At 68.6% G+C, this 12,998-nt stretch carries 6 protein-coding genes; all 6 read left to right on the forward strand.

Going from position 1 to position 12,998, the window contains the following annotated elements:
* The first annotated feature begins 4 nt into the window (after positions 1–4).
* A complete protein-coding gene (locus VGI12_21650) occupies positions 5–3,127 on the forward strand; it encodes a TonB-dependent receptor (GenBank protein HEY2435289.1) in 3,123 nt (1,040 codons plus the stop codon).
* Positions 3,128–3,365: 238 nt separating this feature from the next.
* Positions 3,366–4,757, forward strand: coding sequence for an SLC13 family permease (locus VGI12_21655; protein ID HEY2435290.1), 1,392 nt, complete (start codon positions 3,366–3,368; stop codon positions 4,755–4,757).
* Positions 4,754–6,127, forward strand: coding sequence for an acyclic terpene utilization AtuA family protein (locus VGI12_21660; GenBank protein ID HEY2435291.1), 1,374 nt, complete (start codon positions 4,754–4,756; stop codon positions 6,125–6,127). The genes VGI12_21655 and VGI12_21660 overlap by 4 nt, the downstream gene beginning before the upstream one ends.
* Positions 6,124–6,444 carry a hypothetical protein gene (locus tag VGI12_21665; GenBank protein ID HEY2435292.1) on the forward strand — a complete coding sequence of 107 codons (321 nt, stop codon included), beginning with the start codon at positions 6,124–6,126 and terminating at the stop codon, positions 6,442–6,444. Before VGI12_21660 ends, VGI12_21665 begins: the two co-directional genes overlap by 4 nt.
* A complete protein-coding gene (locus VGI12_21670) occupies positions 6,428–10,036 on the forward strand; it encodes a tannase/feruloyl esterase family alpha/beta hydrolase (GenBank protein ID HEY2435293.1) in 3,609 nt (1,202 codons plus the stop codon). Before VGI12_21665 ends, VGI12_21670 begins: the two co-directional genes overlap by 17 nt.
* A 98-nt stretch (positions 10,037–10,134) precedes the next feature.
* A partial coding sequence (locus VGI12_21675) for a VWA domain-containing protein (GenBank protein HEY2435294.1) occupies positions 10,135–12,998 on the forward strand: 2,864 nt, incomplete at its 3' end.

Genomic DNA, 12,998 nt, shown 5'->3' on the forward strand with positions numbered 1-12,998 from the left:
AACCGTGAAACTTCGGGCAAGACTCTCCCTGGCGGCGCTGTGCGCAGTCCTGCTGGCGCCGATAACCGCGCGGGCCCAGACGGCGGGCGCGACGCTTCTCGTCGAGGCACGCGACGAAAGCGGTTCGCCGGTACCCGGCACGCTCGTCACGGTCACCGCACAGGACACCGGACTCGAACGCGTCGGCACGACGGTCGACGACGGCACGGTGTGGCTGGTGCGGCTGCCGGCCGGCACCTACACGCTCTCGGCGGTGAGGGGCGGCTTCAAGACCGAGGTCATCAAGGGCATCCGGATCGATGCCGCCGCGCGCGGCAAGGTCACGCTCGTGCTGAAGCCCGGCGCCTATACCGAGCAGGTCGTCGTCCAGGCGGACGCCACGACGCTCAGGATCGGCAACAGCGCCGTCGGCGCGGTGTTCGACTCGAACACGCTGCTGACGCTGCCGGTCCCCGAGCGCGAGCCGCTCGAGTTCGCGACGCAGGCCGCCGGTGTGGCGACCGCCGCACCCGGGTCGCGGCTGTCGACCCAGGGCAACACCGGCGTCAACAGCGGCGGCGCGCGCGAGTCCGCCAACAATTACCTGCTCGACGGCGTCGACAACAACGACCAGTTCCTCAACCGTCTGGTGATCAATCCCAGCCTCGACGCGATCCAGGAGTTCTCGCTGCAGCAGAACACCTACGACGCGGAATACGGCCGCAGCGCCGGCGCGCAGTTGAACATGGTCATCAAGTCGGGCTCGCGCATCACCCACGGCTCGGCCTACGAGTTCTTCCGCGACTCGGCGCTCTCGGCGCGTGACGCGCTCGATGACGGCACCCTGCCGAAGCCGGAGTTGTCGCGGCATCAGTTCGGCGGCACCATCGGCGGTCCGCTGTGGTTCCCGCGCTCGTTCTACTTCATCAACGCCGAGGGCATCAACGGCAGCGAGTCGGACACCCGTCTGGCGCACGTGCCGACGGCGCTCGAACGCGCCGGGGATTTCAGCCAGTCGGGCGTCACGATCAAGAATCCCTTCACCGGCCAGCCGTTCCCGGGGAACGTCATTCCCTCGAACCTGATCAACCAGACCTCGCTCGCGGCGGCGAATCTGTACCCGATGCCGAACCGGAACGATCCGGTCACCAACTTCGTCTCGGCGCCGCTGAGCGACCGGCAGGCGATGCAGTTCACGATCAAGACGGATCACACCGTCTGGCACGGCAGTCCGCTGATGTTCCGTTACAGCTTCAGTCGGGACGATCGCGATCAGCCGTTTCCGGTGCAGGGGCGCAACCTGCCCGGCTTCGGCACGGCGGTGGTTGACCAGGGCCACAACTTTGCGGCGGCATTGACCAAGGCGCTATCGGCGCGGACCTTCAACGAATTGCGCGTCGGCGTCAACGCCCTCTATCGCAACGACTATCCGCAGAGCCAGGGCACCGATCAGTTCGCGGCGCTTGGCATCACCGGCCCCTCGCTCGGCGCGATCGATCAGGGCTACCCGACGATGATCGTCCCCGGCTACGAGACGCTCGGCGACAACCCCAACTTGCCGGTGCTCCGGCGGACACGAACTATTCACGTCGCCGACGCGCTGACGCTGGACCGCGGGCGCCATCACCTCAAGACGGGCGGCGAGATCCACGACTATCAGTCGGACGGCTACAACCATCTGTTTGCGCGCGGCCAGATGACCTTCTCCGGTGCGTTCACCGGGCAGCCGTTCGCCGACATGTTGCTCGGCTACCCCACCGTCACGCTGCTGGCCGCCAACGACAACCGCCAGGCGCTGCGGACGTGGTCGGCCGCCGGCTTCTTCCAGGACGACTGGCGCGTCAACCCGCGCCTGACCATCAACACCGGCCTGCGTTACGAGTACTTCGAGCCGCCGTACGACACCGACAACCGGATGGCGATCCTCAATCTGGACACGCTCGAGCTGCAGCAGGTCGGCGAGAACGGAGTGTCGCCATCCGGCCTCAACCGGGATCCCAACAACTTCGCGCCGCGCGTCGGCGTCAGCTACGACCTCACCGGCAGCGGCAACTGGCTGGTGCGCGGCGGCTACGGGATCTTCTACGACTCCGGCACCCTCATCGAGAATTCGGCGCTCTATTTCAACCCACCGTACTGGACGCTCTCGCTGTGGGTGCCCAACCCGGTGCCGGTGACGATCACCAATCCGTTCCCGCCGGATCGGGCGATCTCGGCGGCGCCGACCATCAACACTATCAATCCTGATTTCCACAACGGCTACATGCAAGAAGGCACGGCCGGCCTCGACGGCGTCGTCAAAGGCACGACGATCAACGTCCGCTACGTGACGTCGCACGGCAACGATCTGGTGCGCAAGCGCAACATCAACCAGCCGTTTCCAGGTCCGGGCACCGCGACCGCGCGCCGCCCGGATCCGACGCTCGGCGATGTCCTCCTCGTCGAATCGACCGGCTGGTCCGACTACAACGCGCTGAATGCGACGGTAACGCGGCGTCTGCGCCGCGACGTCGAGCTGCGGGCGGCCTACACGCTGTCGAAGGCGATGGACAACACGTCGGCGTTCCTGGCCACCGACGGCGACGACAACACGCCGCAGGACAGCCGCAATCTCGCGGCCGAATGGGGGCCATCGGACTACGACGTCCGCAACCGGTTGATCCTCACCGGCATCGTCAGCTCGCCGGCGACGGCGCCGGCGTGGCTGCGTCATCTGCAGGCGAGTGCCGTCTTCACGGCGCAGTCCGGGCGTCCGTTCACGCCGCGCGTGAGCTTCGACAACAGCAACACCGGCAACGTCGGCGGCGGCACCTTCGCCTACGATCGCCCGAACGTCGTCGCGCCCGGTACGCCTGGGTCGGTGAGCTACAACGGCCAGTCCTTCCTGATCGCGCCGCAGTACACGTTCGGCAACGCGGGCCGCGACAGCCTCGTCGGTCCCGGCTACGCGACGCTCGATCTGATGGTGAGCCGCCAGGTGAGCGTCGGCGACCACCGTCAGCTCTCGCTGCGGCTCGAGATGTTCAACGCGCTCAATCGCAAGAATCTGCAGCTGCCCGACAGCTTCGTGGATCACTTCACATTCGGGCAGTCGCTGGCCGCGTACGCGCCGCGGCAGGTGCAGCTGGTGGCGCGGTTCACGTTCTAGCGGCGCCACGGCGTCACGCTCCGGCACGATGATCCCAAAGATCCCGAGCACCCTGTGAATCTGTGAATATCGGAGGTGGTGTGTCGGGCTTCTCGAAGAGACTCCGCGCGGTCGACGGGGGGTGTGGGACCGTTCCGCGGACCGGACGTGAAGTGGTGCGAAGCCGCGGGAAGCAGAATGGTCCCGCCCTCCTGTCGACCGCGTCAGGGCTCCTGCGATAGGGTAGCGGCAACATCAGATGCTCGCGGCCCTGGGATTCCTGACCGTCGCAGCGCTCTTCGTTCTCGTCGTCAGCCGGCTGGCGTCGCCGCTGGTCGCGCTGATCGCCGTGCCGATCGCCGGCGCGCTGGCTGGCGGTTTCGGTCTGTCCACGGCGAAGTTCATCGTCGCCGGCATCCAGCAGATCGCCCCCGTTGCGGCGATGTTCGTGTTCGCGATCCTCTACTTCGGGATCATCACCGACGCGGGCACGCTCGAGCCGGTCATCAACGCGATCCTTCGCGCGGTCGGCGCCCGCCCGTCGCGCGTGGTCGTCGGCTCGGCGCTGCTGGCGCTGCTCGTCCATCTCGACGGCTCCGGCGCGGTGACGTTTCTGGTCGCCGTGCCGGCGATGCTGCCGCTTTACGATCGGCTCGGCATCGAGCGGCGCGTGCTGGCGTGCGTGGTGTCGCTCGCGGCAGGCGTCAATTTCCTGCCGTGGACGGGCCCGATGATCCGCGCGTCGGCATCGCTGCACATCCCCGTCGCGCAGCTCTTCCGTCCCCTGGTGCCGGTGCAGCTCGTCGGCCTGGCGTTCGTCTTCGGCGTCGCCTGGCTGCTGGGCCGTCGCGCCGAACGCGCTCTCAGCCGCGGCGCCCGCCGGGGTCAGACTGGGGTCAAACCGGGGTCAGACGCGGGTCTGACCCCGCTCTGGCACCCTAATTCCCAGGATCGAACAGCGAACAGCCCACAGAGGTGGTCTGACCCCGGTCTGACCCCGGTCGAACCCCGGTCTGACCCCGGTCTGACCCGGCCGCGGCTGCGGTGGGTGAACGGGCTGATCACGGTCGTGATCATGGCGGTGATGATCGCCGGCACGGTCGACCCCGCGGTGATGTTCATGATCGGCACGGCGCTCGTCCTGACCATCAACTACCCGGATCCCGACGCGCAGCGCGCTCGGATCGACGCGCACGCCAGGGCCGCGCTGATGATGGCCGGCATCCTGCTCGCCGCCGGCGCGTTCACCGGCATCATGAAGGAAAGCGGCATGCTCCCCGCCATGGCGCACGCCGCGGTCGGGTTCGTGCCGCCGCGGATGGCGGGTCACATCCCCGTCGCCCTGGCCGTCGTCTCGATGCCGCTCAGCCTGCTCTTCGATCCCGACTCGTTCTATCTCGGCGTCCTGCCGGTCATCGCCGACGTCGCCGGCCAGTTCGGCGTCCCCGCCGCGCACGTCGGGCAGGCGGCGCTCCTCGGCCAGATGACGACAGGCTTCCCGGTGAGCCCGCTGACGCCGGCGACGTTTCTCGTCGTCGGACTGACCGGCGTCGAGTTCAGCGAGCATCAGCGCTTCACCGGACCGCTGCTCTTCGCCGCGACGCTGATAATGACCGCGGCGGCGGTGATCTTCGGGGTCTTCCCGTTGTGAGCCAGCTCCCCGCTCCGCGCTTCGGTGGACCAGCCGGGCGGCCGCTGCGCATCGGCTGCGGCGCCGGCTACTCCGGCGATCGCATCGAGCCGGCCGTCGAGCTCGTCGAACGCGGCGATCTCGACGTCATCGTCTTCGAGTGCCTCGCCGAGCGGACGATCGCACTGGCCCAGCAGGCCAAGGCTGCCGACCCCGAGGGCGGATTCGATCCGCGGCTCGACGAGCGCATGCGCGCCGTGCTGCCGGACGCCATCCGGCGCGGCATCCGTATCGTCACCAACATGGGCGCGGCGAATCCACCGGCCGCCGCAGCGCGCGTCGCAGCGCTCGGACGGCAGTTCGGCATCGGCGGCTTCACCATCGCGGTCGTCACCGGCGACGACGTGCGTGCAGCGGTGACCAGCGGCGGCTTCAGCACGACGGAAACGGGCGAGCCACTCGACGAGCACAACGTCGTGTCCGCGAATGCCTATCTCGGCGCCGAGCCGATCGCCGAAGCCTTGCGCCGCGGCGCCGACGTCGTCATCACGGGACGCGTGGCCGATCCGTCACTGTTCCTCGCGCCGATCGCCGTGCACCACGGCTGGGCGCTCGACGACTGGGCGCTCGCCGGACGCGGCACGCTCGTTGGTCACCTGCTCGAGTGCGCCGGACAGGTGACAGGCGGCTACTTCGCCGATCCCGGCGTCAAGGACGTGCCCGCCCTGGCCCGCCTGGGCTTTCCGCTCGCGGAGGTGGAGGCCGACGGCAGCGCGGTGATTACCAAGGTCGCCGGATCAGGCGGCATCGTCACCGCCGCAACCTGCACGGAGCAGCTGCTCTACGAAATCCACGATCCGTCGGCGTACGTCACCCCCGATGTCGTCGCCGACTTCAGCGGCGCGCAAGTCGACGATCTCGGCAACGATCGCGTCCGAGTGCACGGCGCCAGCGGCCGGCCGCGGCCGGGCACGCTGAAAGCTTCGGTCGGCCAGTTCGACGGCTGGATCGGCGAAGGGCAGATCTCCTACGCCGGGCCCAACGCGGTCGGCCGCGGCCGGCTGGCCTCGGAGATCGTCCTCGAGCGGCTGCGGCTGATCGGACTGACGCCGCTGGAGCTGCGCGCCGATCTGATCGGCGTCGACGCCCTGCACGGCGCCGATCCGTCGCGCGCCGGCGATCCCTACGAAGTGCGCCTGCGCGTCGCTGCGCGAACGGCGTCGCAGGAGGATGCCTGGCGCGTCGCGAGGGAAGTCGAGTCGCTCTTCACCAACGGACCCGCGGGCGGCGGCGGCGCAACGATGAACGTGCGGCGCGTGCTGGCGATGCGCTCGACGCTGATCGCCCGCGATCGCGTATCGTGGCGCGTCGATTACGTGACCGTCCCATGACGTCCCTGCATGACATCGCTCACGCGCGGACCGGCGACAAGGGGGAGACCTGCAACATCTCGCTCATCGCCCGCGACGCCCGCGACTATGCGCGCCTCGCCGCGCACGTCACCGTCGAGCGCGTCCAGGCGCACTTCGCCGGCATCGTCCGTGGCGGCGTGGCGCGCTACGAACTGCCGCATCTCGCGGCGCTCAACTTCGTGATGACGCGTGCGCTCGGCGGCGGAGTGACGCGTTCGCTGGCGCTCGACGCGCACGGCAAGTCGCTCAGCTCGCTGCTTCTCGCGCTGGAGATCCCCGATGACGACGTCCGCTAGAACCTGCATGGTGGCGATGGCGCTGACGCTCTGCGCAGATGCGGCGCGAGCGCAGGGCATACGTCTCGAAATCACGTCGCGCCAGCCGATGAACAATACTCAGGCCGCGGGCGCTGGCCAGCCAGTGGGCGGCGCCGGGCCGTTCGAGTTGATCCGGGGCAAGGTGCACGGCGAGATCGACCCCCGGGATCCGCACAACGCGATCATCCAGGATCTCGACCTCGCGCCGCGCAACGGGCGCGGCATGGTCGAGTACGTCGCGACCTTCGCGCTGGCCAAGCCCGTCGACATGCGCACATCGGCGCGTGTGCTGCTCTACCAGGTCGTCAACCGCGGCAACGGCCAGGCGGTCGCGGGTCCGGAGGGCTATGTCTCGCTCGTCAGCGGCTGGCAGGGCGATGTCATCCCGACTGCAAACAACCAGACGATCTCCGTTCCGATCGCGAAACACAATGACGGTTCGCCGGTCACCGGCCCGGTCCTCGCCCGCTTCTACGACCTTCCCGACGGCGCCACGACGGCGCCCATCCGGCTCGCGTCGCTCGGCACGGCGCAGCCGTATCCGCCGGTCGATCTGGCCGAGCCCGGCGCCCGGCTGACGTGGCACACGCGGGAGAACTACGCCGGCGTCCAGGACGCCTCGCAGCCGGTCCCGCGTAACGAGTGGGCGTTCGCCAATTGCGAGGCGACTCCGTGGCCCGGCACGCCGGATCCGACCCGCGTCTGCCTGAAGGGTGGCTTCCGAACCGATCGCCTCTATGAGCTGGTCTACACGGCGAAAGACCCACTCGTGCTGGGCGTCGGGCTTGCCGCCACGCGCGACATCGTCGCGTTCTTCCGCCATGCGGAGAAGGATGCCGCCGGCACGCCGAACCCGGTGGCCGGCGCAATCGATCATGCGGTCAGCATCGGCGATTCGCAGTCGGGCAACTTCATCCGGACCTTCATTCATCTGGGCTTCAACCAGGACGTGCAGAACCGCATTGTCTGGGACGGCGCGTTTCCGCGCATCGCGGCGCGACAGACGCCGATCAACCTGCGCTTCGCGCTGCCGGGCGGCGCCGCCGGCGTCTACGAGCCAGGCAGCGACGGTGTCGTGTGGTGGACGAAGTACGAGGACAAGACGCGCGGGTTGAAGGCCGCCAGCCTGCTCGATCGCTGCACTGCAACGAGGACCTGCCCGAAGGTCGTAGAGGCCTTCGGCTCGTCGGAGTTCTGGGGGCTGCGGATGTCACCCGACATGATCGGGACCGACGCCGCGCGCGATCTTCCCCTGCCTGACAACGTTCGGCGCTACTACTATCCGAGCACGACGCACGGCGGCGGGCGCGGCGGCTTCCCCATCGAGGGGAGCGCCGCTGCGGGCGCCTGTTCGTTGCCGGCGAATCCCAATCCGGAGGCGGAGCAGACGCGAGCGCTGACGCGGGCGCTCGTCGAGTGGGTCGTGAAGGGCACGGCACCGCCCGACAGCCGCTACCCGACGCTCGCGCACGGCGATCTCGTCGCGGCGACGCGCTCGTCGATCGGGCTGCCCGACATCCCGGGGCTGCCATTCAGCGATCGCATCCTGAATCCCGTGGTCCGCTACGATTTCGGACCGGGATTCAAGGCGGTCGATCTCTCGGGAGTCATCGCCAGCGAGCCGCCGCGCGTGCTCGGCGTCCTTCCCACCTACGTGCCGCGCGTCAACGAAGACGGCAACGAGACCTCGGGCGTACCGTCGGTGCAACTGCGGGCGCCGCTCGGGACGTATCTCGGCTGGAACGCCATCCGCTCGGGTTTCTTCGCCGGGCAGGGGTGCGGGTTCCAGGGCGGGTGGATCCCGTTCGCAAAGACGAAGGCGGACCGCGTCGCCGCTCACGACCCGCGTCTGTCGATCGAGGAGCGCTACGGCACGCACGACGCCTACGTGACACGCGTCAAGCAGGCCGCCGACCAGGCCGTACGCGATCGACTCCTGCTGCCTGATGACGCCGAACGATTCGTCCGCGAGGCGGCGGCGAGCGACGTGTTGAAGGCGGCGCCGGGAGCGCCGGACCTGAAGGTCCGGCCTACGTCGGAGTTGCGGGTCCGGCCTACGTCAGAGTTGCGGGTCCGGCTTGCGTCGGAGTTGCGGGTCCGGCCTGCGTCGGAGTCGCAGGTCAAGCCCACGGGCACGGCGTGCGAGCGACTGGCGAGCGTGGCGCTGGCCAACGCCACCGTCACGCTCGCGCACCCGTATCCTGCCGGCCAGTTCAGTCCGACCGGTCCGGCCGGACGCATGGTTCCGGTGTCGGCGTTCTGCCGCGTGGCGGTGACGGCCACGCCGACGCCGGATTCGGAGATCAGGGTCGAAGTCTGGATCCCGGAAGGCACTGCGTGGAACGGCAAGCTGCTCGGCACCGACAACGGCGGCTTCTCCGGAGCGATCAACTACACCGCCCTCGCGGCGGCGACCGCGAAAGGCTACGCGGCCGTCAGCACCGACACCGGCCACTCTGGCGATCAGCTGGACTTCGGCATCGGCCATCCCGAGAAGATCGTCGACTGGGCCTATCGATCAATCCACGAGATGACCGCCATCGCCAAGACGGTGGTCACGCAGGCAAAGGGACGCGCACCGTCGAAGTCGTACTTCAGCGGCTGTTCGACCGGCGGCCAGCAGGCGCTCAGCGAAGCGCAGCGCTATCCCGCCGACTACGACGGCATCGTCGCCGGCGATCCGGGCAACAACCGCGTCAACCTGATTCTTGGCTTCCTCTGGTCGTGGCGCGCGACTCACGATGCGAGCGGCGCGTCGATCCTCCCGAGTGCGAAGCTGCCGGCGCTCGCCAAGGCCGCGATGGCGGCGTGCGACAAGAACGACGGCCTCGAAGACGGTCTGATCTCGGATCCGCGCAGCTGTCATTTCGATCCGTCTGTGCTGGCCTGCACCGGCGCGGAGTCGGACGGATGCCTGACGCCGCCGCAGATCGAAGCGGTGAAGAGCGTGTACGCCGGCGCGAAGACGAGCAGCGGACAGCCGCTCTATGCGGGCTGGGCGCCCGGCAGCGAAGCGGGCTGGGGCACCTACATCACGAATCCGAAAGAGCCGGTCCGCGTCGGGTTCTTTCGCGGCTGGGTCTTTCAGAATCCGTCGTGGGATCCGCGAGCGTTCGACTGGGACCGCGATATCGCGACCGTCAACGCGAAGTATCCGTTCCTGAACGCGATGTCCACCGATTACAACGCGTTCACGTCGCGCGGTGGCAAGTTGATCATGTACACCGGTCTCGCCGATCCGGTCGTGTCGCCGTTCGATACGATCGCCTATTACGACGAAGTCGCCACGGCGATGGGCGGCCTGACCGCGACGCAATCGTTCTATCGTTTCTTCCCCGTCCCCGGCATGGGGCACTGCGGCGGCGGTACGGGTCCCAACGCGTTCGACATGCTGTCCGCGCTCGAGGCCTGGGTCGAAAAGGGGACGGCGCCGGACGCAATCCCGGCTTCACACGCGACCAACGGCATGGTCGATCGTGCGCGTCCGCTCTGCGCCTATCCCGCGGTCGCGCGCTACAAGGGTGACGGCAGCATCGACGAGGCGTCGAACTTCGTCTGCGCGGCGCGATAGTGCCGTGACGACTGGTGCCGCCTTCGAAGACCCTCGGCTCACGCAGCCGGCGCACTTCGTCAGCATGTCGAGGACGCTGCGAGGCATATAATCCGCGCATGCCTACCATGCGCGCGTCGATATGGGGCCGAGCCTGGGGATGTCTTTTCGCCATCGCCGGCGCCGGCGCGCTGACGGCGGCGCAGGAACAAGCACCACAGCCGACGTTCAAGGCGGGCGTGCAGGTCCTCCGCATCGACGTCTCGGTGCTCGACGGCAAACGGGAGCCCGTACGCGGGCTGCAGGAGTCCGACTTCACCGTGCTCGAGGACGGCAAGCCACGGCCGATCCGATCGTTCCAGGCTGTCGATGCCGTCGCGGCGACAGCGGCAAAGGCAGCGGCACAACCCGCGATGGCGCTGCTGCCCGCGCACAACGTCGCGACCAACCAGGTCAGCGGCGACACGAGCCGCCTGATCTTCATCCTGATGGACCGATCGATTCCGCCCGAGCGCCCGATGATCGTCGCCCGGCAGATCGCCGACGCCGCGGTCGACGCGATGGCGCCAGGCGACCAGGCCGCGATTATCAGCACCGGCCTGCTCGCGCCGCAGAACCTGACGTCCGATCGCGCGCGCCTGCACAAGACGATCGCGTCGAGCGATTGGAGCCAGGGCCCGAGCCAGGCGCAGCAGGATCAAGGCGCCGGGCCGTACGACGCGCTCGGCGACACGCGATGCATGTGCGGTCTCTGCGTGATGGACACGATCACGCGTATCGCCAACGACGTGCGCGGCGTCCCGCGCCGGAAAGTGCTGCTGTTCATCGGCAGCAGCATCATCGTCCAGGCGGGTCCGCGCAACTTCGCCCTCGACGTCGGCTGCGAGAAGCGCGTCCGCGACGCGAGGGAGAAGCTCTTCGACGCGCTCGGCACGTCGGGATTGACTGTCCACTCGATCGATCCACAAGGGCTGGCCACCGTCGGTCCGGCGACGCGCGCCACCGTTCCCAACGGCGTCGAGAACCGCGACGGCAGGGCACTCAACCAGCAACTGATGAACGAGCGTAGTGCGTTCATGGACGCGCAGGGCTCGCTCGGCGTCCTGCCTGCGCTGACCGGCGGCCGCGTCATTCTCAACAACAACGAGCCGTTCCGGATGGTGCCGGCCGTCCTGCACGAGAGCGACGCATACTACCTGGTCGCGTTCGAGCCGACCGAAGGCACCGGCGACGTGCGTCACGACATCCAGGTCAAGGTCGCGCGCCAGGGCGTCGACGTCCACACGGCGCGCTACATCGCCGCGTCGAGGCCAGCCGCGACGGCGACGGCGTCGGCAACCCCGTCGCCTGACGCACCGCTCGAGGACGCGCTCACCGGCCTGCTGGCGGATTCGGCACCGCCGCTCGGCATGTCGGTCGCCGCCTTTGCCGGCCCCGACGCCGCGCACGCCTCGATCGGCGTCACGCTCGACGCGTCGGCGTTCGCCGACAAACCGGGATCGATTCCGCTCGAACTCGCGGTGCTCGCGAGCGACGAACGCGGCAAGCGCGTCGGCGGCGCACGTCAGAGCGGGAGTGTCCAGCTCCCCGCATCCGCGGCCGGCAGCGCGGCCTTCGTCGAACTGCAGACCTTCGTCACGCTGCCACCTGGCAGCTACGACCTGCGCGCTGCGGTGATGAACCGCGACACGCATGCGGCGTCGAGCGTGTTCACGCACATCACCGTTCCATCATTCAGCGCGGGCAGCCTGACGCTGTCCGATGTCGTGCTGGGCACGCGCCAAACGGCTGGCGCGCCACCCGAGGGGGCGCCCGCGATTCCGATCGTCCCGACGACGGCGCGGGTGTTCGCCGCCGACGCGCCCGCCTGGGCGTTTCTGCGCGTCTATCGCGCCGGCGAGACGGACGCCGCGCAACGGGTCAGCCTCGACGTGACCGTGCTCGACAGCCAGGGCAAGCGCGTGAAGCACCAGTCGCTGCCGAACGCGGCGTTCGCAGGACGCCAGGCGGACGTTCGCCTTCCGTTGCCGATGAAAGATCTCGCGCCGGGCGCCTACGTGCTGCGGCTCGAGGCCAGGCAGGCCCGCGCCGAGGCGTCGCGCGAGGTCGCGTTCACGGTCACGCCGGCGGTCATGGCCATCGCGCCAACGGAGCACACGCCGGAACTCGACGCAACCCTTGACGCCGCCGCCGCCTATCTCGAACGCTACGAACGGCGCATCAGCGCCATCGGCGCCGAGGAGGACTATCAACAAGCCGTGACGCCGCTGCCCGGCGTGGCGGTCAATACACTCCAGACACTCCAGTCACGCCGGGATGCCCTCTCCAACACTACGACGGCGCCGACCACGCGCAAGACGCGCGCAAACGTCATGACGATCGGAATGGGCGCGCTCGGCTGGGTAGCGTTCCGGGACGTCTTCGAGGTCGACGGCAAAGCGGTGCGCGACCGCGAGGAACGCTTGAGCCGCATTCTCCAGAACGTGACTCCCGATTCGCTCGACCAGGCGCGGAAGATCGCCGTCGAGAGCGCGCGCTACAACCTCGATCCCGAGACGACGCGCATCGATCGGACCATCAACGTGCCGATGACCGCGCTCCTCTTCCTGCGCGGCGCCAATCAGTCCCGTTCGGCGTTCCGGCTCGGCAAACCCGAGCGCGTCGGCGGCGTCGACTGCGTCACGCTGCAGTTCACCGAGCGCAGCGAGCCGCGCCTCATCCAGACGCGCGACGACGCGCCCGCGCAGGGCACCGTCTGGATCGACATGGTGAACGGCGGACGCATCGTCAAGACCGAACTGTCGATGGTTTCGGGCGGCATACTCAATATGGCTGTCCACTCCCGCACCGCGGTCACCTATTCGCGCGTCGACAAACTGGATCTGTGGGTGCCGGTGGTGATGGACGAAAAGTACGAAGTGATCGCCACGCACCAGACGGTCACCGGACACGCGACCTACTTGGATTTCCGCGAATTCAAGGT

The organism is Vicinamibacterales bacterium (genome assembly GCA_036496585.1).
In the GTDB taxonomy this organism is placed as follows: Bacteria; Acidobacteriota; Vicinamibacteria; order Vicinamibacterales; family 2-12-FULL-66-21; genus JAICSD01.